We start from the raw sequence: 22,251 nt of genomic DNA, 5'->3' as shown, positions 1-22,251 counted from the left end.
GAGTCAGATGCAGCCGCGGGGTTTCGGGATACCGGCGATGCGGGCCGCGAGTTTCGCCGGACCCTTCGGGAACAGCTGGTAGAGCTCCTTCACGCTGACACCGGAGGTCTTGCCCAGGGCGCGAACCGTCGGGCCGGTGCCCTTGTCCGCGAACTCGGCGCGCATGAACCTGATGACCTGCCAGTGGCGATCGGTCAGGTCGCCGACTCCCGCCTCGTGGGCGATCTCGGGCGCCATGTCCTCACGCCACTGCACGGGGTCGAGGAAGAAACCCTCGTCGTTGACCGGCACCTCGGTCCCGGCATACACCTTTGTGGACATTCGGATTCCCCTCAGCGGGCTTCGAACCGCTTGCCCGCGCGGGGCATGGCGGTGGACACGCCGGGCAGGTCCCGGCCGGGCAGGAGGCTGTGCCAGTACAGCCAGGAGAACATCAGCTTGCCGAGGTGGTTGAGCCGCGACTCCGCCAGCAGCGGCAGTCCCACCGGCGACGGGTAGTGGCCGGGCAACGGCTCGGTGTCGTAGTTGAAGTCGATCAGCAGGGCCTTGCCGAAGCCGCTCTCGATGAAGCAGTTGGTGTGGCCGTCGAAGCTCGCGTCGAGTTCTTCACCCGCGAGGAACCGGACGACGTTCCGGGTCAGCACCTCGCCCTCGAAGTGGGTGACCGACCCCGCCTTGGAGGTCGGGATCGCCGCGGCGTCCCCGATGACGAAGACGTTGTCCCTGGCCTTGGATTGCAGCGTGCGCTCATCAGCGGGCACGAACCCGAGCGCGTCACCCAGGCCCGGGGAACGTTCGACGCATTCGGCACCGCCGTGCACCGGCACCACGACCGCCAGGTCGAACTCGACCTCGCGCTCGTCGTACGAGATCAGCTTCCCCGCCGCACCGTCGACCTCGCCGGTGTTGAACTCGGTCACCAGTTCGATGCCCTTGTCCTGCAGCATTCCCGCGAGTGCGCTGGAGGCGACGGGCTTGGTGAACGCCCCGTCCAGCGGTGTGACGTAGGTCAGCCGGACCCGGTCGCGGATGCCGCGCTCCTGGAAGTACCAGTCGGCCAGGAAGCAGAACTCCAACGGTGCGACCGGGCACTTGATGGGCAGGTCCACGACGTCGACCACCAGCCGGCCACCGTCGAACTCCTCCAGCGCCCGCGCCAGTGCCGTCGCACCCTGCAGGTCGTAGAAGCTGAACACCCTGGTCATCCAGCCCGGCCCGGTCAGACCGTCGGTCTCCTCCGGCACCAGCCGGGCACCGGTCGCGATGATCAGGACGTCGTAGTCGAGCACACCGCCGTCGGCGAGGTGCACCCGGTCGGCCTCGGTGTCGACGTGGTCGACTCCGCTGCCGCGGTAGCCGATTCCGTCGCGCAACTGCCGGTGCCGGGACCGGACGAGGTCGTCCGCGTGGGCGAGCCCGAACGGGACGAACAGCAGGCCCGGCTGGTAGACGTGGTCGTCGTCGCGATCGACCACGGTGATCTCGCACTCCGCGCCCAGGACACGGCGCAGTCTGTTGGCCGCGAGCGTGCCGCCCGTGCCACCGCCGAGAACCACGATGCGCTTGGTCATGGCCTCAGTCTTCGGCGCGTCGAGACCCGCACCCAGGGGCCTTCGTCCCCGCACGCGCGGGTCCATCGACCGCGTCCACGGGCGAACGCCCGATCCACGATGGACAGGTGACCGCCACCGTTCGCGGCGCAGGGACCTCATCCCTGCTGGACCGCATCCGGCGTGGCCTCATCGGCGACGACGAGGTCCTCGACGGACCCTACGGCCCGCGCCGGATCATCTACGCGGACTACTCGGCGTCCGGCCGGGCGCTGGACTTCGTCGAGGACTTCATCCGCGCGCAGGTGCTCCCCCGCTACGCCAACACCCACACCGAGAGTTCCGGCACGGGCCTGTACACCACGAGGCTGCGCGAGCAGGCCCGGCGGCTCATCCGCGACTCGGTCGGCGGCACCGAGGACGACCTGGTGATCTTCTGCGGCTCCGGTGCGACCGCCGCGATCGCCAAGCTGGTCGCCGTCCTCGAACTGCGGCTTCCGGCAGGGCTCGACGAGAGGTACTCGTTGACGGACCGGATCCCGCCGGATGAGCGACCCGTGGTGTTCGTCGGCCCGTACGAGCACCACTCCAACGAACTGCCGTGGCGCGAGTCCATCGCGGACGTCGTGGTCATCGGCGAGGACGCCCGCGGCCACATCGACGTCGCCGAGCTCCGCCACCAGCTGGTGCGGTACGCCGGCCGTCCGCTGCGGATCGGCAGCTTCTCCGCCGCCTCCAACGTCACCGGCGTGCTCACCAACACCGACAGCATCGCCGCCCTGCTGCACGAGCACGGCGCGCTGTCCTTCTGGGACTACGCGGCCGCCGCCCCGTACGTGTCCATCCGCATGTGCGAGAGCGCGCCGGGCCGCGGCGACCACAAGGACGCGATCTTCCTGTCGCCGCACAAGTTCGTCGGCGGCCCGCAGACCCCCGGAGTGCTCGTGGTCCGCCGGGAACTGGTCACCAACGCGGTGCCGACCGTTCCGGGTGGCGGCACGGTGGCGTTCGTCCACCCGCTCGGACACCGCTACCTGGACGACCCGGTCGCCCGCGAGGAAGGTGGCACACCCGCCATCGTCGAGTCGGTCAGGGCCGGTCTGGTGTTCGCGCTCAAGGACGCCGTCGGCACCCGGACGATCCAGGCCCGCGAGGAACGGCTGTGGCGGCACGCCCTCGCCACGTGGGAGGACGAGCCCGGCATCGAGATCCTCGGCAACCACGACGCGGCCCGGCTCTCGATCGTGTCGTTCCGCATCCGCTGCGGAAGCCGGTTCCTGCACCACAACTTCGTGGTCGCCCTGCTCAACGACCTGTTCGGCGTCCAGACGCGCGGCGGCTGCTCCTGCGCCGGACCGTACGGGCACCGGCTGCTCGCCATCGACACCGCGCACTCCCGCGGCTACGACCACGAGGTCGCCGTGGGCTGCGACGGGGTCAAGCCGGGCTGGGTGCGGCTCAACTTCAACTACTTCATCACGGACGCCGTCCGCGACTACCTCGTCGAGGCCGTGCGACTGGTCGCCCGGTACGGCCATCGGCTCCTGACCGACTACGTCTTCGACCCGCACACCGGGCTGTGGCGGCACCGCGCCACCGCGACCGTCCCGCCGGGACTGCCCGATCTGCGCTCCGCCGCGGCGGCCGGCACAGCCACGTCCAGCCCTCGCGCCCACGCCGACGACAGCGTCCTAGCCACGCAGCTGGAGGAAGCCCGGCGCCTGCTCACCGCTCGCGCGGACCTCCTCGACGACGGTCCCACCGGGCTGCCCGAGGACTTCGAGTCGCTGCGCTGGTTCGTGCTGCCGCCGGTCTGCCTGCTCGGTCAGGCCAGCGCGAGGAAGAGCTTCTCCAGTTGAGCGCGGTCGGCGACCGACTGCTCGGAGCCGTCGGCGATGCACTGCTCCAGCCCGCTGGCGATCAGCTTGAAGCCCGCCCTGTCCAGCGCGCGCGACGCCGCGGCCAGCTGCGTGATGACGTCCTTGCAGTCACGGCCGGCCTCGATCATCTGGACGATCCCGCCCACCTGTCCCTGCACGCGCCGCAGCCGCTTGACCACGTCGGTGAGGACTTCTTCGTTCAGCTCCACCCGTACCTCCTTCAGTACCCCCCAGGGTACCTGAGAGCGGGAACAACCTGACCGCGAACGACGTTGGAACAGATACCCCCAGGGGTATACGGGAGGAGAGAGCCCCATGGCAGTCGTCAACCTGACCAAGTCCAACTTCACCGAGATCGTGAAACAGCCGGGCACCGTCCTGGTCGACTTCTGGGCGTCGTGGTGCGGCCCCTGCCGGATGTTCGCACCGGTCTTCGAGCAGGCCGCGCTCCAGCACGGCGACATCACGTTCGGCAAGGTGAACACCGAGTCCGAAGTCGAGCTGGCGCGGACGTTCGGCATCTCGTCGATTCCGACGCTGATGGTCGTCCGCGACGGTGTCGTCGTCTACGCGCAGCCCGGCGCGCTTCCCGCGGTGGCACTCGAGGAACTGATCACCTGGGCCTGCGAGCTCGACATGGACCAGGTGCGCGCCGATGCCCGGCCACACCGCTGACAAGGAGCCACCGTGAAGTACGACCTGACCATCACGCTCGACCTGCCCCACGAGGACGCGGTGCCCGCCGTCCGCGCGGCGCTGAAGGAACAGGGTTTCGGCGTGCTGACCGAGATCGACGTCCGGACGACCATGCGCGAGAAGCTCGGCGCCGACGTCGAGCCGTACGTCATCCTCGGCGCGTGCAACCCGTCGCTGGCGCACCGGGCACTGGAGGTCGACCGGACGATCGGTCTGCTGTTGCCGTGCAACGTCGTCGTCCGTGCCGACGGTGACCGGAGCATCGTGCAGGCACTGGACCCCGCTCTGATGGCCGAGGTGCCGGAGCGGGAGGAACTGCGGCCGATCGCCGAGGAGGCCGGCGAACGCATCCAGGCCGCCCTCGACTCGCTGGTCACCACGGCAGGCTGATGGTGAAGGCGGTGCCCTCGGTGTCGGACGTGGCGGTGACCGCACCGCCGTGCGCGGCCACGAGTTCGCGGACCACGGCGAGCCCGATGCCCGTTCCCGCGACGGTGTGACCCGCACGGCCTCGCCAACGCCGTTCGAAGACGTGCAGCAGTTCGTCCTCGGGGATTCCGGGCCCCGTGTCCCGCACCTCCACCACCGCCGTGTCCGCCGAACGGCACACGGCGACGGTGACGACGTCGCCCGGCCTCAGGTACCGGACGCAGTTGGCCAGCAGGTTGCCCAGCGCTTGGTGCAGGCGATCAGGGTCCGCCCGCACCACGACGCCGTCCGCGAGTTCGAGCCGCACCCGCAGACCCGCGGCCCGCAGATGTGCGGTGTGGGCCGCCACCGCCGTCCTGGCCACCGCGGCGAGGTCGACTTCCCGCCGCCGCAGCGACAACGCCGCCGCCTCCGCGTCGGCGAGCTCGGTGAGGTCCTGCACGATCCGCCCCAGCCGCTGTGCCTGGTCGTGCAGACTCGTCAGGCGGCCGGGGTCCGGCGGGACCAGGCCGTCGCGCAGCTCCTCGAGGCCCGCCTGCAGGGTGGCCAGCGGGGTGCGCAGCTCGTGCGCGACGTCGCCGGTGAGGTCGCGCAACGCCTGGTCGGACCGGGCGACCTCGCCTGCCATGTGGTCGAACGCGTTCGCCAGCTCGCCGAGCTCCCCCGGCGCCTCCACCCCGGCACGCGCCGAGCGGTCGCCGGCCGAGATCCGCCGCGCGGCGCGGGTGAGGCGGGTGAGCGGCACGACGATCCGCCTGCCCACGAACCAGCTCGTGAACGTGGCGACCACCAGGGCGACCACGGCGGCCAGCACGATCCAGCCCCAGGCGATCTCCCTTGCCGCGGACGCGGTCGGCCCGCCGAACGCCAGGTGCACCGAGCCGACCACCTCGCCGGACACCACCACGGGAGCCTCGGTCCACCCCGCGCCGCCGGCGGCGTTCATCGGCATGCCCCGGCCGTGACCGGAGACGACGCGGCCCTCGGAGGCGTGCACGACGAGACGGGCGCCCGCCCCCGCGGCGAGCGTCGACGCGGAACCCAGATCCACGCCGTCCCAGCCACCCGCGGCGGCGTGTGCGGCCGCGACGGCGTCGGCGACCCGCGCGGCGGCCTGCTGCCGTGCGTGTGCCTGCGCGGAGGCCAGCCCCTGCCCCGTCCCCCACCACGCGGCTCCCGCGAGCACCACCACGGCCGACAGCGCGGCCAGCACGAACGCCGCGAAGAGCCTTCTGCTCAACGGTCCCCAGGCGGTCGTGCGCTCACCGGTCACGGCGCAGCCCCAACCGGTAGCCGACGCCGTGCACCGTCTGCACGACGTCCGGCCCGCACTCACCGAACTTGTGGCGCAGGTTCTTCACGTGCGAGTCGACGGTTCGCTCGTATCCCTCGAACTCGTACCCGCGCACCTGGTTGATCAGCTCGTAACGGGAGTAGACACGTCCCGGCACGGCGGCGATCACGGCCAGAAGCCCCCACTCGGTCGGTGTCAGCTCCAGCAGCTCACCGTTCCAGTGCACCTCGTGCCGCGACTCGTCGATCAGCAGACGACCGTCCGAGAAGGACGTCGCGGCGGGGACGGCCGCCGCGTTCGCCCGGTGCAGGACCGCCTGCACCCGCAGCACCAACTCCGTGGGGCTGAACGGCTTGGTGACGTAGTCGTCGGCGCCGAGCTCAAGCCCTCGGATCCGGTCCTCCACCGCACCGCGCGCCGTCAGCACGACGACCGGCGTCGCACCGGTCTCCCTCGCCGCACGCAACACCTCCACGCCGTCGACGTCGGGAAGGCCCAGGTCCAGCACCACGAGCGAGGCCACCCGGTCCGCCACCATCGTGAGCGCCTGCGCCCCGGAACCCGTGGTCAGCACGGCGAAACCGGCTCGCTCCAGATAGCGGCGCAGCAGTTCGCGGATCTCCTTCTCGTCCTCGACGACGAGCACCGTCTCAGCCACGAATCCCTGTCTACGCGGACGAACCGGCCCGTTCGAGGGTCCAAGTACCCCGCCGCGACGGGCTCCACGTCATCTTCACACGACCTGCACGTGACCTCCTCCGCCCGGCGGGACGATGAGGTCGTCACGAGGAGAGGAGGAGCCATGAAGACCCAGACCCGGATCGCCGCGGTCACGGCGGCCGTGATCGTCACCGCGGGCGCGTTCGCCGGAACTCTCGCACTGGCGAGCGGTCCTCCGCCGATGCCCGGCCCCGGCCCCGGCTTCGGCCCCGGCCCCGGCTTCGGCCCCGGCGGGATGGACATGCCGCGCGGCGGGCCGCGTGACGGCGGATGCCTCGGCATCCCCGGAGTCGTCGACCCGAGCGGCACGCTCACCGAGGCACAACGCACGGCGCTCGCGGCCAACGCCGAGGAGGAGAAGCTGGCGCACGACCTGTACAGGGCGTTCGCCGACCGCTACGACCTGCCGATCTTCGACCGCATCGCCGCGGCGGAGACCACGCACCTCGACGCGGTCCGGACCCTGATGACCCGCTACGGGATCACCGATCCCACCGCGAACCAGGCACCCGGTCGCTTCACCACCCCGGCCGTGCAGGCGACCTACGACCAGTTGCTGGCGCAGGGAACCGGCAGCCAGGACGCCGCGCTCGAAGCGGGCCGCACCGTGGAGACAGCGGACATCGCGCTGCTGCGCAAGTCGCTCGACGGCCTCACCGCGCCCGACGTCCAGCGCGTCTACGGCCACCTGCTGACCGGTTCGCAGCACCACCTGGCCGCGTTCGACCGGTGGCTCAAGCGGTGAAGCGAGGGTGGCGGCCCTGCTCGGGGCCGCCACCTGCCGTCACTTTGCGGCGCTTGCGTTGCACGAGCCAGACGCCACCGCCCACGGCGATGAGCACCGCCGCGACGATCCCGTACCAGACGGGCAGCTGCTGGGCGAGCACGAAACCGCCCATCACGAGGACGAACCAGCCGAACCCCTTGCGCAGCACCGTCTCCGGGATCCGTCCTGCCAGCCTGCCGCCCGCCAGGCTGCCCGCCACCGCGGCCGCGGTGACCAGCGCGGCCAGCGTCCAGTCGATGTGGACGGTCGCCAGGTAGCCCGCCAGTCCGGCGAAGGACTTCATCGCGATCACCACGAGGGACGTGCCGACCGCGACCGCCATCGGAAGTCCGCCCAGCAACGCGAGCGCCGGCACCACGAGGAAGCCACCACCGGCACCGACCAGACCGGTGATCGCACCCACCGCGACGCCTTCGGCGACGACCCGTCCGACCGGCAGCTCTCCGTGCGGCTTCTCCTGGACACCCTCACGGCGTCCGCGGATCATCGCCACCGCGGTCGCGATCATCATCAGCGCGAAGCCCGCCAGCAGCCACGTACCGGGGACGAACTGCGCGAGAAGGCCGCCGCCGTACGCCCCGGCCATGCCCGCGGCACCGAACACGAGTCCCGTGCGCCAGCGCACGCGTCCCGCCCTTGCGTGCGACACGGCACCTACCGCGCTGGTGACACCCACGACGAACAACGACATCGCGATCGCCTGCTTGGGTTCCTGCCCGGCGAGGTAGACCAGGATCGGCACGGTCAGGATCGACCCTCCGCCGCCGAGCACCGCCAGAGCGACTCCGACGAGCACCGCGGCGAGCAGCGTCAGGACGATCATGGTGCTCACCCCCTCCCGTCACCCAGTGCGGCGACCACGGCCTCGACGGTGGTGCGCGGGCCGCGGTTGTACGGCAGCTTCGCCAGCAGCAACCCGAGCAGGCAGGTGTTGCTCAGCGCGGCGACGACGAGCCCGGCGCCCACGAGGCCCGCGAGCCACGTGACGGGCGGCACGAACACCCCGGCGAGCACCGCGCTGACCACGATCGCGCCCGCCACCAGCCGGACCTGGCGTTCGAGGTCCCAGCGCGGCCTGCCGTGCCGCACCGGGCCGCCCGCCGCCTGCCAGGCCGTCATCCCACCGGCCAGCAGCCGGAGGTGGGGCAGACCGGCCGACGCCAGCGCCTGCTCCGCCTGCCCCGCCCGCTGCCCGGACCGGCAGATCAGCACCACCTGCTCGTCCAGGTGGTGGCGCAGCTCGTCGCGGTGCTCGCGCAGCAGGTCCAATGGCACGTTGTAGGAACCGGGGATGTGCGCGCCCTCGAACTCGCCGGGGGTGCGCACGTCGATCAACCGCGGAGCGCTCCCGGACTCGACCAGTCGCTGGAGCTCCGCCACGTCCAGGATCACCGGAGTGCTCACCGCTGCTCCCCCGTCACGAGCAGGCCCGTGTCCCGGGCGGTGTCGAAGTCGTCGTCGACGTGCACGACCGCACGGCCGGCGCGGGCGAGCACACTCGCCGCGATGGACGCCCGGTAGCCGGACTGGCAGTGCACCCACACGACACCGCCGGGCACGTCCGACACCCGCTGCGGCAGATCGGGCAACGGGATGTGCAGCGCTCCGTCCAGGTGGCCCTGCCGCCATTCACCGCCCATCCGGACGTCCAGCAGCACGTCGGCGGGAGGCAGTCCGTGCGGCGGCTTGCCGGTCCGTGCCGCCGCCAGGTCCGTGAACGTGGCCACCGCCAGCTCACCCAGGTGCGCCTCGTCGCCGGCCCACTGTTCAGGGGTTCCGGTCGCCGCGGCCGCCGGCCGGTCGATCCCGATCCGCGCCAGCTCGCGCTGGGCCTCGGCCACCTGCTCGGCGGACTCGCCCAGCAGCGTGATGGGCGAGCCCCACGGCGCCATCCAGCCCAGCCAGGTGGACATCGGCCCGTCCAGGCCGAAGCTCAGCGTGCCGGTCAGGTGCCGATGGGCGAACGCCTTGCGTGACCGCAGATCCACCACCCACTCCTGGGCGTCGATCCGGCTCCGCAGTTCGACGGGGTCCGCGATCCGCACCGGAGTGAGATCGACCAGTTCGGCTCCCTCGGCGTTGCGCACGCCCATGTGGGCGTAGTACGCGGGATAGGCGTCCAACCCGGCCAGCATCTGAGCGACGAAGTCGTCGGCCTCCAGCACCAGCGCCGGGTTCGCGGTCTTCTCCCTGCCGATCGTCGAGGACGGCGCGTCCGCCTGGGAAGCCGAGCAGAAACTGCCAAACCCGTGCGTCGGCCACACCTGCGCGCCGTCCGGCACCAGATCGGCGAGCCGCCGCACAGAGGTGTGCTGGTGGTGAGCCAGCGTTTCGGCGTGCTGCTTGCCGAGCAGGTCCGTGCGGCCGGTCGTGCCGAACAGCAGCGAACCGCCGGTGAACACACCCACCGGACCGTCTGGGCCGTGCAACACATACGACACGTGGTGGAACGTGTGCCCAGCCGTGGCCACCACGGTCAGCCGCATACGGTCGGACAGCACGATCTCGTCCCCGTCCCGCACCGGTGAGCGTTCGAACCCGACGTCGTCCGCCGCCGCCACCGCGTACACCGCTCCGGTCAGCTTGGCCAGCGCCAGTCCACCGGACACGTAGTCGTTGTGCAGATGGGTCTCCACGACGTGCGTGATCCGCACGCCACGACGGCCTGCCAGCGCCACCACCCGATCGATGTCGCGCTGCGGATCCACCACCACCGCCACCCGTCCGTCGTGGGCCAGGTAGCTCCGGTCGCCCAAAGACGAGGTCGCCACGACCTCGACTTCTGTCGTCATGATCATCTCCTCGTGTCACATCGCCTGAGGATCAGAGGATTCCCCGGCGGCACGCATACCCCTGGGGGTATCTGCACCTCCACCATACGTCCCGCGCGCGGCCGTCGACAACTACCCCCGGGGGTATGCAATCGGAAGGTCCCGTCCGCAGCCCGGCAGGGGCGGAAGACGGCTGGCGGTGAGGACCATCGGCACTGCACAGCAGGATGCGGCGGGCCGGGTGCTTGAGCCGTGAGGCGACGTAGCGGCCGGTTGAGCTTGGAGCGCGGCTTCCGCCATCAGGACATCAAGCGCATCGTCCGCGAGCAGCTGCCATGACACGGGTGCCTGCCGGGCGGGACCGACGGTTCCAGTACCGCCGTCACGGTCTCGCGGCCGGCGTCAGAACGGCCGGCATCGCCGCTGACCACGCGATGGCGCTGCGTGAGCTGTTCGGTCACCGCCGCCATCCCGGACGCCAGGCTGGTTCTGTTCCCCCGCAGGGGACATCTCGGTGTCGGCCCGTCGGTAGCGCGCCTCGTGCTCGGCTTCCTCGACGAGTCCTGAGAAAGCAGGTGCCATGTCAACTTCGCGCGAGGTTTTGCTCGGCGGTGATGCGCGCAAGCCCGGCGCTCCGCCGTTCGGGGATCACGGGGACGTCCTGACGTGGCCATCCGCTGGCAGGTGATGCGCGACCTTCAAGACGCGCCGGAGGCGGTGTGGAGGGCGGAACTTCGGGATCGCGGACACGCGCCGGGAACGGCTCGTCGACTACCTGATGCGCGAGCAAATGCCGGACGGCGGCTGGAACTGCCGACGGGACCAGGGCGGGGCGGAGGCACGCGGCCGGGAGTTCCTGCTGGCCCACCGCCCCTACCGCTCCCACCACACCGGCGCCGTGGTCGACCCGGCGATGCTCCGCCTGACCTTCCCACCGCCATGGCGCTACGACGTGCTCCGCGCGCTGGACCACTTCCGCTCCGCCGGAGCGCACCGGGACGAGCGGCTGACCGATGCCCTGGAACACGTTGCGCGCCCTGCGCGTGCTGAAGTGGTTCGGCGAAGTCTGACGCGCGCCGTCCACGCAGCCGAGTTCGTCGCGCGAAGCGCGCCTGAGCACTTCGACGCCGGGGGACCCTGCTCAGAAGTTGACGCGCACCGCGGTGGTGAGGACGACCTCTCCGTTCGCGGCGGAGTACTCCTGGAACAGCACCCATCCGTTGCCGTTCAAAGGCTGCGGAAAGCTGATCTCCCCCTGGAACGGGCGCAGCGCGTCGCCGCCGCCGGTGACGAAGCTCTTGGCGATCTCGGTGGTGCCGCCGTCCTGCTCGGTCACCACGCGCACGGTCACGTTGCCCTCGAACACGTGGGCCCGGCCGCTCAAGGCGAGTGGCGACGACACCGTCTGCCCGCTCTTCGGCGCGTCGACCTGGATGACCTCCGAGCGAGCACCGGTCACCCACCACTGGCCGCCCGCGCGCTGCAGTCCCACCACAGTCGGGAGCGTTCGCACCGGCTGTGTGCCGTCGTTCGGGGACGGCGGGTAGTACGTGGCCTCGGCGGTGCCGTCCCCGGTCCACCGGAACGGGCCCTCGAACGCCGCCCTCACACCGGCGACGTCGACCAGGAACCGCTTGCCCGCGGCGAGCGCACCGGCCTGGTCGCCCGGTGTTCCCGGTGGTGTCAGCTGCAGCCAGTGGTAGAACGCCGCGACGTCGCCGTCGAACGAGTACACGGTGGACTTGACCGTCGGGAACTGCTTGAGCGTCGAGTCCAGCTCGGCCAGCAGTGCCGCGCTGCCCGCGCTCGAACTCGCGTTCGGGATGACGGTGCTGAAGTTCGTGAAGTCGGCGTGCGCGACGCCGTCCGCGATCCGCACGCTCTTCAGCGTCCTGGCGGTCGCCGGCACGAACATCGACCAGTACCCCGCCTCGTGCTCGGCCGCGGTGGGTCCGGGCAGCAGCTCGTTCAGCGCCGCCGTCGCGACCATCCGCGTCCTGGGCACCGTGCGCGGCACCGCCACGACCTTGCCCGGATCGTCGAGTCCGCCGCGGTGGAAGTACACGGAGACCGTGGTCGACTCACCGCCTGATGGGGCGGTGGTCGCGGACGGGGCGGACGTCGTCGGCGACGTGGTGCCCGTGGCGACCGGAGGTCCCGGCCGGCCCACCTTCAGCGCGACCAGCACACCGCCGAGAAGAACGACCACGCCGATCACCACACTGACCACCAGCCACAGCCGCCGTCTGCTCCCGAACCGCCTCATGGCCTTCTCCCTGTCCCAGCGTCGCGAAGGAGCCTCGCGCCCGCACGGGGCGAGGACCGCCGCCTCCGCGAACAGGTCGTCCGGAGCGGTCAGCTCCGCTCGGGCACTGTGAAAAGCCTGCGCTCAGGCACAGTGCGCTCACAGAATCGAAGGGATCGTCGCCACGGGACCATGTGCCGTCCTCAGGGCCTGACCTCTGCCCCTGCTCGGGCGGGCTCCGAGCAGTCCGGGGGCACGCTGTCCGATGGCGTCCTGCGGTTCGGCTTCCGCAACCGGCCGTCGTGGATCGTGACGACGTCGTCGACGGCCGTGAGGTGGCTCCGGTCGTGGGTGACCAGGACCGTCGCGGTGGCCTGCCGGCGGGTCAGCCCGGTGATGAGCTCGACCACCGCGGCACCGCGGTCGTGGTCCAAGGCGCTCGTGGGTTCGTCGACGAGCAGGACGGTGGGGTTGTTCATCAGTGCGCGGGCGATGTTGACGCGCTGGCGCTGGCCGCCGGAGAGCTGGTGGGGGCGGCGTGCGGCGTGATCCGCGAGACCGACCGCGTCCAGCAGGTCCAGTGCCGTGCGGCGTGCCTCGGCGGGCTTGCGGCCGGTGACGTACGCCATGACCTGGAGCTGCTCGGCGGCGGTGAGGGCGGGCAGCAGGTTGGGTTGCTGGAAGACGATGCCTATCCGGTGACGGCGCAGTTCCGCGAGTCTGCCGCGGTTCAGTCCGGTGGTCCCGGCGCCGTCGATCGCGACGGTGCCGGAGTCGGGGGCGACGAGGGTGGCGGCGACGGCGAGAAGGCTGGACTTGCCGGAGCCGGACGGGCCGATCACCGCCGTCGTGGTGCCCCTGGGCACGTGGAGGGTCACCCGGTCGAGAGCGGTGACCGTGCTGTCGCCGTCGGGATAGGTGAGGGTGACGTCGGTCAGGGTCAGGCTCATCGGGCACTCCCCAGGGCGGTCAGCGGGTCGACTGTGGTGATGCGGCGCACCGCCAGAGCGGCACCGAACGCCCCGAGCACGACCGTGGTGACGGCGGGAGTGAGGACGGTCGCGGGGTCGAGCAGGAACGGGACGGTGTCCCGCACGAGCGTCCCGGCGGCGGCGGCGAGCGCCGTGCCGACCAGGGTCCCGCTGACCAGCAGCACGAGTGCTTGCCCCAGCGCGTCGCGCAGCAAGGTGCCGGTGGAGGCGCCGAGAGCCTTCAGGACGGCGATGTCACCGCTGCGCTGGATCGTCCAGACGGTGAAGAAGGCACCGATGACGAGCGCCGAGATGACGAACAGGAAGCCCCGCATGAGTTGCAGCGAGCCGTTCTCCGAGCGGTAGGAGCCGATGGCGGTCAGGGAGTCGTCCCTCGTGGTGGTGCGAGTCCCGGCCACGGCGTCCGCCGCCTCGACGTCGATGTCCGGACGGGTCTTCAGCGCGATGACCGTCGCCGTGGTGCCGGGAGGCGCGGTGCTGCGCCAAGTGCCGAGGCTCGTCCAGACGACCGGGGTGTGGCTGAAGCAGGCGTCGCCACGCACGGCGGTCACCGTCAGGTCCTGTCCTGCCAGGGTGACGGTGTCACCGGTGGTGGCGCCGAGCTCCTCGGCCGCGGGAACGGACAACACGACCGTCCTGTCGCCGACGTCCCCGACCAGTTCCGAGCCGGGCGACACGCCGAAGACCGACACAGCCGCGTTCCGGCCGCCCGCGGTGGCCCTGGTCGTGCTGATCCCCAGGGGTTCGGCCATTACCACGCCCTCGGTGCCGGCCCAGTGCCGCACCTGCGCCTCCGTCACAGCGGAGTCCGAATAGGACAGGTCCTGCGCGGGCCCGGAGAAGGCGATCCGGTCCACGGGCAGATCGGTGATCGCGGACACGTTCTGCCGTCCGAGTCCGGTGGTCAGCCCGGACAACAAGCCGACCAGCGCGGTGATGAGCACGATCACGACACCCATCAGGGCGAAGCGACCTTGGGCGAACCTGAGGTCTCTCAGTGCGACGAACACGGCGTGAACAGCCTTTCGGGTGGTGAGCGCGATGGCTTCACTGTCGTCGCGAACGCGCCGGGCCGCCTCTGGCGCAGGACGTCACCCGGTGCGTCCGAAGAGGACACGAAGGTTGTGTCTTTCGACAGAGGCCGACCGGGCGCGAGGTGCCTAGGCTGGGAGAACTGTGGACACGACCGCCCCCGCCCTCACACCGACCGGCCGCGTGCTGACCTGGTGCCTGCACCTGCTGGTCGTCTGCCTGCTGGCCCTGACCGCGCTGAGGGCCGTGCTGGGTGACGCGCCGCGCGCGGCGGCCGTCATCGCGGTCGCCACCGCACTGGGCCTGCTCTACGCAGCCGGCCCGCTGCTGCCCGGCGTCCGCACGTCCCGCCGTGCCGCGGCCATGTGGACAGCCGCGGTGGGCCTCGTGTGGCTGACGTTGCTGGCCCTGTCCGCCGACGCGGTCTGGCTGGCGTTCCCGCTCTACTTCCTCCAGCTGCACCTGCTGCCACGCCCGGCGGGCCTGGCAGCGGTGACGATCACGGCGTCGGCCGCGATCACCGGCTTCGCCACCCACACCGGCACCTTCACCCCGGCCGTCGCGATCGGCCCGGCCCTGGGCGCCGCCGTGGCGGTGGCCGTGGTCTGGGGCTACCAGACCCTCCACCGCGAGAGCGAACGCCGCCGCGTCCTGATCGACGAGCTCACCGCCACCCGCGCCGACCTGGCCGAAGCCCAGCACAACGCGGGCGTCCAGGCCGAACGCGAACGCCTGGCGAGCGAGATCCACGACACCCTCGCCCAGGGCCTCTCCAGCATCCAGCTGCTCCTGCGCGCCGCCGAACGAGCCCTGCCCGCCCAGCCCGAGAAGGCCGCCGGCTACGTCGGCCAGGCCCGCCACTGCGCAGTCGACAACCTGGCCGAAGCCCGTCGCTTCGTAGCCGCCCTGGCCCCGCCCGGCCTGGAAGGCACGTCTCTCGCCGACGCCCTGGACCGGCTGTGCACCACCACCTCCGAACGGCACGCGGCAACCGTCGGCTTCCACCTGACCGGTCCGCCCGTGCCGCTGCCCACCGCCCACGAGGTGACCCTGCTGCGCATCGCCCAGTCGGCCCTGGCCAACGCCGTCAGCCACTCGGGGGCCCAGGCCATCACCGTGACCCTCGGCTACCAGAGCGACCAGGTGGCGATCGAGGTGGTGGACGACGGCACCGGCTTCGGCCCTCTCCCGCTTCCCGGCGCGGACACCGGAGGCTTCGGCCTCGCGACCATGCGCGCCCGCGCCCGAGCGCTGGGCGGCACACTCACCGTGGACAGCACCCCCGGCCGCGGCACCGCCCTCGCCGCGCGCCTGCCCCTCACCACTCCCGAGGAGCACCGGTGACCGACACGCCCATCCGCCTCCTGCTGGCCGACGACCACCCCGTCGTGCGCGCCGGCCTGCGCGCCGTCCTGGAAACGGAACCCGGCCTGCTGGTGGTGGCCGAGACGGACACCGCCGAAGCCGCCGTCGCACGAGCATCCGAGGGAGACGTCGACGTGGTCCTGATGGACCTGCGGTTCAAGGGCGGCATGACCGGCGCCGAGGCCACCGCGGCGATCACCGGCCGCCCCGGCGCGCCACGCGTGGTGATCATCACGACCTACGACACCGACGCCGACACCTTGCCCGCGATAGAAGCGGGCGCCACCGGCTACCTGCTGAAAGACGCACCTCCAGAGGACCTGGCAGCCGCGGTGCGCACAGCGGCCGCGGGCCACACCGCCCTGGCGCCCACCGTCGCCGACCGCCTCATGAACCGCCTGCGCACCCCGGCCCCCCCCCCCCCCCGCCGCGCCCCCGCGCCCCCCCCCCCCGCCCCCGCCGCCCCCCCCCCCCCGCCCGCCGCCGCCCGCCTCCACCTCACCGAAGGCACGGTCAAATCCCACCTGGCCCGCATCTACACCAAACTGGGCGTCGGCTCCCGCACCGCGGCCGTGGCCGCGGCCTCCGACCTGGGCATCATCAACTCCCGACGATGACGGGACCTCCTGAACTCGACCCGGTGCAGGAGCCGGACCGTCCACCGCGAGGCGTCAGCCGGCCGACCGTCGTGCCGGCGGTGCCCGCCAGGAGTCCCGCGGCATCGGTCAGCGCTCCGATCCCCGCGGTCGAGCCGGTCGCTTCGACGAACCGGCGGCACGCCTCGATCTTCGGTCCCATCGAACCCGCGGGGAAGCTCAGGTGCCCGAGTTCGGCCACGTCCAGGTGGTGCAGCGGTTCCTCGGTCGGCATGCCGTAGTCGGACATCACCGCGGGCACGTCGGTGAGCAGGAGCAGGTGGTCCGCCTTCAACGCGATCGCCAGCGCAGCCGACGTGAGGTCCTTGTCCACCACCGCCTCGACGCCGCGCAACTGCCCGTCGTCGACGACGGGTGCTCCCCCGCCACCCGCGCAGACCACGATCGTCCCACCGCTCACCAGCTGCTCGACGGACTCCTGCTCCACCAGCCGGAGCGGCTCGGGTGAAGCGACGACGCGCCGCCAATGCGAGCCGTCCGCCGCCATGGTCCATCCGTTCAGCTCGGCCAGCCGGTCGGCCTGGGCGCGGTCGTAGATCGGGCCGATGAACTTCGTCGGCTCGGCGAACGCCGGGTCGGCCGCGTCGACGACGGTCTGGGTGACCACGGCGAGGACGGGTTTGCGAACGCCCGCGTTGCGGAGGGACTGGGCGAGCCAGTAGCCGATCATGCCCTGGGTCTCGGCGCCGAGGGTGTCGAGCGGGTACGGGCGGGTCAGTGACGGGTCCGCCTCGCTTTCCAGTGCCAGCAGGCCGATCTGCGGGCCGTTGCCGTGGCACACCACGAGTTCGTGTTCCGCGGCGAGCGGCGCGAGGGCTCGTGCCGCTGCTTCGACGTGGTGGAGCTGGACGGAGGCGTCGGCTCGTTCGCCGCGCAGGAGCAGGGCGTTGCCTCCGAGTGCGACGACGATGCGCATCAGGAGGCCAGCCCGGCGACGATGACCGCCTTGATGGTGTGCAGGCGGTTCTCGGCCTGGTCGAAGACGACCGACGCGGGTGACGAGAACACCTCGTCGGTGACTTCGGCGCCGTCGAGGCCGTACTGGTCGTGGACCCGGCGGCCCACGGTCGTGGTGCGGTCGTGGATGGACGGCAGGCAGTGCAGGAACTTCGTGCCGGGGTTGCCGGTGGCCTTCATCAGTTCGGCGGTGACGCGGTAGGGCGTGAGCAGGGGGACGCGGGTGTCCCAGGCCTCGGGCGAGTCGCCCATGCTGACCCAGACGTCGGTGTAGATGAAGTCGACGCCGGCGACGGCCTGTTCGGGGTCGTCGGTGACGAGCACGCGGGCGCCGCTCGTGGCGGCCAGCTCGTGGGCCTTGGCGATCACGTCGGCAGGGGGTTGCAGCGCGGCGGGTGCCGCGATGCGGACGTCCATGCCGAGCAGGGCGCCGGTGACGAGCAGGGAGCGGGCGACGTTGTTGTGGCCGTCGCCGACGAAGGCGAAGCTGATGTCCTCGACCCGGTCGGTGGAGTTCTCGGTCATGGTGAGGACGTCGGCGAGCATCTGGGTGGGGTGCCAGGAGTCGGTGAGGCCGTTCCACACGGGCACGCCGGCGTGCTCGGCCAGCGTCTCGACGGTGTCCTGGGCGAAGCCGCGGAACTCGATGGCGTCGAACATGCGGCCGAGGACCTTGGCAGTGTCCGGGATGGACTCCTCGCGGCCCATGTGGGAGCCGGTCGGGTCGAGGTAGGTGACGTGGGCGCCCTGGTCGTGCGCGGCGACCTCGAAGGCGCAGCGGGTGCGGGTGGAGCTCTTCTCGAAGACGAGGGCGATGTTCTTGCCGGTCAGGACCGGGTGCTCGACGCCGGACGCCTTGGCGCGCTTCAGTCCGCGGGCCTGGGAGACGAGGTCGAGGAACTTCTCCTTGGTGAGGTCGAGTTCCTTGAGCAGAGAGCCGGGGTGTCGCATCGAAGATGTCCTTTCAGATGCCGTCGCGCTGGATCGGGCAGGTCATGCAGCGGGCTCCGCCCCGGCCGCGGCCGAGTTCGTTGCCGGGGATGGAGATGACCTCGATGCCGTGGTCGGCGAGCATGGTGTTGGTGACGGTGTTGCGCTCGTAGCCGACGACGACGCCGGGTGCGAGAGCGAGGAAGTTGTTGGCGTCGTCCCACTGTTCGCGTTCGGCGGCTCGGGCGTCCTCGTCCGCGCACAGCACGCGCAGCCGGTCGATGCCGAGCAGTTCGGCGATCGTGGTGAACACCGAGGTCCGCTCCTGCACGCGCAGGCCGGCCGAGCCGCGCTCGACGACCTCCTCCGCGTCGGCGGGGGTGATCACCCACGTCGTGAGCGACTCGGGGTCGAGGCCGGGATAGCGGATGAACGTGGCCGGATCGAGCATCGTCATGACCGTGTCGAGGTGCATGAGCGCGTGCGAGCGGGGCAACTGCACCGCCGCGACGGAGGTGGCCTGCCCGGTGCGGAACAGTTCGCGCGCCAGGATCTCCACTCCCATCGGGGTGGTGCGCTCCCCCATCCCGATCAGCACTGTGCCGCGCCCGAGGACCAGGATGTCCCCGCCTTCCAGCGTCGCGGGCTGGTGACCGGCGTCGTCCGCGCCGTAGTAGATCGGGAACACCGCGTCGGCGAACAGCGGGTGGTAGCGGTAGATCGCCTGGCAGTGCAGGGTTTCGCGACGGCGAGCGGCCTTGGCCATCGGGTTGACGGTGACACCGCCGTAGATCCACGCCGAGCTGTCGCGCGGGAAGAGCGTGTTCGGCAGCGGTGGCAGCACGAAGTCGTCGAGTCCGAGGCTGTTCCACCGCAGGCTCTGCACGCCGAGCGGAGACAGGTCGGCACGGGTCACCCCGCCGACGAGGAGTTCGGCGAGCACCGGGGCGTCGACCTTCTCCGCGAACTCGCGCACCGGGCCGGTCAGCGTCGGGCCGAGCAGTTCCGGTGTGCACACGCGATCGAGCACGAACGCCCGCGCCTCGGGCAGCTCCAGGGTCTCGGCGAGCAGGACGCCGGTGTGGTGCACGACGATCCCCCGATCGCGCAGCACCGCGGCGAACACGTCGTGTTCCTCCTGGGCCTTCGAGGCCCAGAGCACGTCGTCGAACAGGAGCTCGTCGCAGTTGCGCGGGGTGAGCCTGCTCAGTTCCAGGCCGGGGCGGTGAACGATCACCTGGCGGAGCGCGCCGACTTCGGATCCGACGCCGAGGGTCACGACCCGACCTCGCCGTACTCGCGGCGGCCGACCTTCAGCCAGATGTAGAGCGGCACGCCCAGCAGCAGGCACACGACGCCGTAGTAGACGGCCTGGTAGCCGCTGCCGGCCAGGGCCCAGAAGCCGAAGGCGAGAGCGAGGACCGAGACGGTGCAGTCGCGCACGAGGTGCGGCCACTCGGCCCGGCGGCCGCGCACGAGCAGCCAGTACAGCTGTGCGGCGGCGCTGAACAGGTAGGGCACGACGGCGGTGAACACCGACAGCAGCACGAGCGTGGTGAAGACCTGCTCGAAGTTCGTGTAGCTGACGACCACCAGCGCCGAGGCGAGCACGGTGGAGCTGATGATGCCGAAGCTCGGGACGTCGCCGCGGGTGCGCAGGAACGCCTTCGGGAACAGCTTGTCCTTGGCGGCGGCCATCGGCATCTCGCCGACGATCAGGGTCCAGCCGACGAGGCAGCCGATGCCGGACACCACGGCGGCGATCGCCACGGCCTGACCGGCCCACTGGCCGCCGAAGATGGCGTTGGCGGAGTCGGTGAACGGCGCCGAGCTCTCGCGCAGCGTGCCGTTCGGCACGGTGCCGAAGACGGTGAGCGTGCCGAGGACGTAGATGACCGCGCAGCCGATCGTGCCGAGCACGGTGGCCCGCCCGACGTTGCGCTCGGGATCGCGGACACGGCCGGCGGCCACCGACGCGGTCTCGATGCCGATGAAGCTGAACAACGCGATCGCCGCCGCGGCCGAGATGGCGCCGCCGATCGAGGTGCCGCTCGCGTTGAACGGACCGAAGTTCGCCGACTTCACGAAGAGCAGGCCGACCGTGGCCATGAACAGCAACGGCACGATCTTCAGCACCGTGAAGACGACCTGCGTGACGGCCATGCTCCGCAGTCCGGACAGGTTGACCAGAGCCGGAATCCACAGGCCCGCCAGCGCGATCACGATGGACCAGCCGACCTGGTGCTCGGTGTTGACGAACACCTCGACGTACCCGACCAGCGCCACGACGATCGCCGCGTTGCCCGCCCACGCGGTGATCCAGTAGCACCAGGCGTTGAGGAACCCCGCGAACTCGCCGAACGCCTCCCTGGCGTACACGTACGGACCGCCGGAGCCGCTGATGCGCTTCGCCAGCGCGCCGAACGTCAGCGCGAGCGCCAGCGCGCCGATCGACACCAGGACGAACGCCACGAGGCTGACCGGGCCGAACGCCGCCAGTGCGGTCGGCAGGCCGAACACGCCGGTTCCGATCACGGATCCGACCACCAGGGCGGTCGCGGTGGGCAGGCCGAACCTGGACGGCCGTGGCCGGTCGGCCGGACCGGGCCGTGTGGCGGCCTCCGGTCCCGCTACGTCTGTGCTCACAGCGTTCTCCTCACTCCGATGTGGACTCTTCGCTGTGAGCAGCCTGCGCCGGGACGGGGCTGCTCCCCCACCTGCTCACGTCTCGTCGGCACCGGGCACAAGGTCCCCGGCCGTGCGGGACCCCCGTCTCTGCGCACCGCCCCGTCACGCGACAAGCCTGAGGAGAAAGGCGACTCCACGAGGAGGAACAGATGAAGGCGCTGGTCTACGGAGGCCCCGGCAAGCGCGAGTGGAAGGACGTGCCGAAGCCCGAGATCAAGGACCCGGCGGACGCGATAGTGCGCGTCACCGCGGTCACCATCTGCGGCACCGACCTGCACATCCTCAAGGGGGACGTGCCCGAGGTCGAGCCGGGCAGGATCCTCGGGCACGAGGCCGTCGGCGTGGTCGAGCAGGTCGGGGCGTCGGTCACGGGACTCCAGCCGGGCGACCGGGTGCTGATCTCCTGCATCTCCGCGTGCGGACGTTGCCAGTACTGCCGCACCGGCAGCTACGGGCAGTGCCTCGGCGGCGGTGGCTGGATCCTCGGCCACCTGGTCGACGGCGTGCAGGCCGAGTACGTGCGGGTGCCGTTCGCCGACACCTCCACGCACCTCCTGCCCGCCGACGTCAGCGACACCGCGGCGGTCGTGCTCGCCGACATCCTGCCCACCGCCTACGAGGTCGGCGTGCTCAACGGGACCGTGAAGCCCGCGGACACCGTCGTGATCGTCGGTGCCGGGCCGATCGGGCTGGCCGCGATCCAGACCGCGCAGCTCTACAGCCCCGGCCACGTCGTCGCCGTGGACCTCGCGGCGTCGCGGCTCGACGCGGCCAAGCAGTTCGGTGCCGACATCACCGCGTCGACCGCGGAGGAGGCCGAGCGGATCGTCAGCGAGCTCACCGGTGGCCTGGGCGCCGACGTCGCGATCGAGGCGGTCGGCGTGCCGGACACGTTCGAGCTGTGCGCGAAGCTCGTGCGGCCCGGCGGGCACGTCGCGAACGTCGGTGTGCACGGCAAGCCCGCGACGTTGCACCTGGAGAGCCTGTGGATCCGCAACGTCACCATCACCACCGGACTCGTGGACACCGTGTCCACGCCGACGTTGCTGCGGATGGTCGCGGCAGGGCGGATCGACGGAGAGCGGTTCATCACCCACCGGTTCGCCCTCGGCGAGATGGAGCAGGCGTACGAGGTGTTCGAGAACGCGGGTGACAGCGGGGCGCTGAAAGTCGTTCTGCAGGCCTGACTGGAGGGGGGGGGGGGGGGGGGGGGGGGGCGGCGGCGGGGGGGGGGGGGGCGCCCCCCGGGGGGGGGGGGG

The 22,251-nt window shown here is 71.4% G+C and carries 23 protein-coding genes; 8 read left to right on the top strand and 15 right to left on the bottom strand.

Annotation, left to right across the window (positions count from 1 at the left end; genetic code table 11):
• Nucleotides 1–3 precede the first annotated feature (3 nt).
• Both ORI60_RS24380 and ORI60_RS24375 read right to left on the bottom strand, forming a co-directional pair.
• A complete protein-coding gene (locus tag ORI60_RS24380) occupies nt 4–321 on the bottom strand; it encodes a TusE/DsrC/DsvC family sulfur relay protein (RefSeq protein ID WP_266040106.1) in 318 nt (105 codons plus the stop codon).
• 11 nt (nt 322–332) lie between these two features.
• Nucleotides 333–1,571 carry an NAD(P)/FAD-dependent oxidoreductase gene (locus tag ORI60_RS24375; RefSeq protein ID WP_266040104.1) on the bottom strand — a complete coding sequence of 413 codons (1,239 nt, stop codon included), beginning with the start codon at nt 1,569–1,571 and terminating at the stop codon, nt 333–335.
• A gap of 107 nt (nt 1,572–1,678) precedes the next feature.
• Between ORI60_RS24375 and ORI60_RS24370 the strand changes: the two genes are divergently transcribed.
• Nucleotides 1,679–3,409: an aminotransferase class V-fold PLP-dependent enzyme gene (locus ORI60_RS24370; RefSeq protein ID WP_266040102.1), complete on the top strand. Its 1,731-nt coding sequence runs from the start codon at nt 1,679–1,681 to the stop codon at nt 3,407–3,409.
• Here the strand turns inward: ORI60_RS24370 and ORI60_RS24365 are convergent.
• Nucleotides 3,376–3,639 (bottom strand): metal-sensitive transcriptional regulator, encoded by a 264-nt coding sequence (locus ORI60_RS24365; protein ID WP_266040100.1) that lies wholly within the window; start codon nt 3,637–3,639, stop codon nt 3,376–3,378. The genes ORI60_RS24370 and ORI60_RS24365 overlap by 34 nt on opposite strands.
• A gap of 106 nt (nt 3,640–3,745) precedes the next feature.
• Between ORI60_RS24365 and trxA the strand changes: the two genes are divergently transcribed.
• Nucleotides 3,746–4,105: a thioredoxin gene (gene trxA, locus ORI60_RS24360; RefSeq protein ID WP_266040098.1), complete on the top strand. Its 360-nt coding sequence runs from the start codon at nt 3,746–3,748 to the stop codon at nt 4,103–4,105.
• Between the two features lie 12 nt (nt 4,106–4,117).
• The gene (locus ORI60_RS24355; protein WP_266040096.1) at nt 4,118–4,516 is read left to right on the top strand and encodes a DUF302 domain-containing protein; all 399 of its coding nucleotides are present in this window, start codon (nt 4,118–4,120) and stop codon (nt 4,514–4,516) included.
• Here ORI60_RS24355 and ORI60_RS24350 read toward each other — a convergent pair.
• Both ORI60_RS24350 and ORI60_RS24345 read right to left on the bottom strand, forming a co-directional pair.
• The gene (locus tag ORI60_RS24350) at nt 4,500–5,795 is read right to left on the bottom strand and encodes a HAMP domain-containing sensor histidine kinase (RefSeq protein WP_266040092.1); all 1,296 of its coding nucleotides are present in this window, start codon (nt 5,793–5,795) and stop codon (nt 4,500–4,502) included. The genes ORI60_RS24355 and ORI60_RS24350 overlap by 17 nt on opposite strands.
• A gap of 22 nt (nt 5,796–5,817) precedes the next feature.
• Nucleotides 5,818–6,507, bottom strand: coding sequence for a response regulator transcription factor (locus ORI60_RS24345; protein ID WP_266040090.1), 690 nt, complete (start codon nt 6,505–6,507; stop codon nt 5,818–5,820).
• Nucleotides 6,508–6,651: 144 nt separating this feature from the next.
• On the opposite strand from ORI60_RS24345, the gene ORI60_RS24340 reads away from it, so the two are divergent.
• Entirely contained in the window at nt 6,652–7,314 is a 663-nt protein-coding gene (locus ORI60_RS24340; protein WP_266040088.1) for a DUF2202 domain-containing protein, read from the top strand.
• On the opposite strand, the gene ORI60_RS24335 is transcribed toward ORI60_RS24340, so the two are convergent.
• The 3 genes from ORI60_RS24335 to ORI60_RS24325 are packed head-to-tail and all read right to left on the bottom strand — an operon-like array spanning nt 7,304 to nt 10,148.
• Complete coding sequence (locus ORI60_RS24335; RefSeq protein ID WP_266040086.1) at nt 7,304–8,179, bottom strand: sulfite exporter TauE/SafE family protein; 876 nt, start codon at nt 8,177–8,179, stop codon at nt 7,304–7,306. The genes ORI60_RS24340 and ORI60_RS24335 overlap by 11 nt on opposite strands.
• A 5-nt stretch (nt 8,180–8,184) precedes the next feature.
• Nucleotides 8,185–8,760: a rhodanese-like domain-containing protein gene (locus tag ORI60_RS24330; RefSeq protein WP_266040085.1), complete on the bottom strand. Its 576-nt coding sequence runs from the start codon at nt 8,758–8,760 to the stop codon at nt 8,185–8,187.
• Nucleotides 8,757–10,148 (bottom strand): MBL fold metallo-hydrolase, encoded by a 1,392-nt coding sequence (locus tag ORI60_RS24325; protein ID WP_266040084.1) that lies wholly within the window; start codon nt 10,146–10,148, stop codon nt 8,757–8,759. The genes ORI60_RS24330 and ORI60_RS24325 overlap by 4 nt, the downstream gene beginning before the upstream one ends.
• A 423-nt stretch (nt 10,149–10,571) precedes the next feature.
• Here ORI60_RS24325 and ORI60_RS24320 point away from each other — a divergent pair, with 423 nt between their 5' ends.
• On the top strand, nt 10,572–10,694 hold the full coding sequence (locus ORI60_RS24320; protein ID WP_266040082.1) for a hypothetical protein: 123 nt from the start codon (nt 10,572–10,574) through the stop codon (nt 10,692–10,694).
• A gap of 574 nt (nt 10,695–11,268) precedes the next feature.
• Here the strand turns inward: ORI60_RS24320 and ORI60_RS24315 are convergent.
• The 3 genes from ORI60_RS24315 to ORI60_RS24305 form a co-directional block, all read right to left on the bottom strand.
• Complete coding sequence (locus tag ORI60_RS24315; RefSeq protein WP_266040081.1) at nt 11,269–12,393, bottom strand: Gmad2 immunoglobulin-like domain-containing protein; 1,125 nt, start codon at nt 12,391–12,393, stop codon at nt 11,269–11,271.
• 182 nt (nt 12,394–12,575) lie between these two features.
• Nucleotides 12,576–13,322, bottom strand: a complete 747-nt coding sequence (locus ORI60_RS24310) for an ABC transporter ATP-binding protein (protein ID WP_266040080.1) — start codon at nt 13,320–13,322, stop codon at nt 12,576–12,578.
• Complete coding sequence (locus tag ORI60_RS24305; RefSeq protein ID WP_266040079.1) at nt 13,319–14,374, bottom strand: ABC transporter permease; 1,056 nt, start codon at nt 14,372–14,374, stop codon at nt 13,319–13,321. The genes ORI60_RS24310 and ORI60_RS24305 overlap by 4 nt, the downstream gene beginning before the upstream one ends.
• A 166-nt stretch (nt 14,375–14,540) precedes the next feature.
• Between ORI60_RS24305 and ORI60_RS24300 the strand changes: the two genes are divergently transcribed.
• Together ORI60_RS24300 and ORI60_RS24295 are read left to right on the top strand one after the other, a co-directional pair.
• Nucleotides 14,541–15,740, top strand: a complete 1,200-nt coding sequence (locus ORI60_RS24300) for a sensor histidine kinase (protein ID WP_266040078.1) — start codon at nt 14,541–14,543, stop codon at nt 15,738–15,740.
• Complete coding sequence (locus ORI60_RS24295; RefSeq protein ID WP_266040077.1) at nt 15,737–16,378, top strand: response regulator transcription factor; 642 nt, start codon at nt 15,737–15,739, stop codon at nt 16,376–16,378. Before ORI60_RS24300 ends, ORI60_RS24295 begins: the two co-directional genes overlap by 4 nt.
• On the opposite strand, the gene ORI60_RS24290 is transcribed toward ORI60_RS24295, so the two are convergent.
• The 4 genes from ORI60_RS24290 to ORI60_RS24275 are packed head-to-tail and all read right to left on the bottom strand — an operon-like array spanning nt 16,362 to nt 20,950.
• The gene (locus ORI60_RS24290) at nt 16,362–17,333 is read right to left on the bottom strand and encodes a carbamate kinase (RefSeq protein WP_266040076.1); all 972 of its coding nucleotides are present in this window, start codon (nt 17,331–17,333) and stop codon (nt 16,362–16,364) included. The genes ORI60_RS24295 and ORI60_RS24290 overlap by 17 nt on opposite strands.
• Nucleotides 17,333–18,325 (bottom strand): ornithine carbamoyltransferase, encoded by a 993-nt coding sequence (argF, locus tag ORI60_RS24285; protein WP_266040075.1) that lies wholly within the window; start codon nt 18,323–18,325, stop codon nt 17,333–17,335. Before argF ends, ORI60_RS24290 begins: the two co-directional genes overlap by 1 nt.
• Nucleotides 18,326–18,338: 13 nt before the next feature.
• Nucleotides 18,339–19,583 (bottom strand): arginine deiminase, encoded by a 1,245-nt coding sequence (locus tag ORI60_RS24280; protein WP_266040073.1) that lies wholly within the window; start codon nt 19,581–19,583, stop codon nt 18,339–18,341.
• Complete coding sequence (locus ORI60_RS24275) at nt 19,580–20,950, bottom strand: APC family permease (RefSeq protein ID WP_266040071.1); 1,371 nt, start codon at nt 20,948–20,950, stop codon at nt 19,580–19,582. The genes ORI60_RS24280 and ORI60_RS24275 overlap by 4 nt, the downstream gene beginning before the upstream one ends.
• Nucleotides 20,951–21,141: 191 nt before the next feature.
• Between ORI60_RS24275 and ORI60_RS24270 the strand changes: the two genes are divergently transcribed.
• Nucleotides 21,142–22,179: a zinc-dependent alcohol dehydrogenase family protein gene (locus tag ORI60_RS24270; protein ID WP_266040069.1), complete on the top strand. Its 1,038-nt coding sequence runs from the start codon at nt 21,142–21,144 to the stop codon at nt 22,177–22,179.
• The last annotated feature ends 72 nt before the right edge of the window (nt 22,180–22,251 follow it).

Source organism: Lentzea sp. NEAU-D7 (assembly GCF_026242055.1).
Lineage (GTDB): Bacteria > Actinomycetota > Actinomycetes > Mycobacteriales > Pseudonocardiaceae > Lentzea.
Note: the sequence above shows the minus strand (reverse complement) of the source record. Positions and strands in the feature narration are given on the sequence as shown.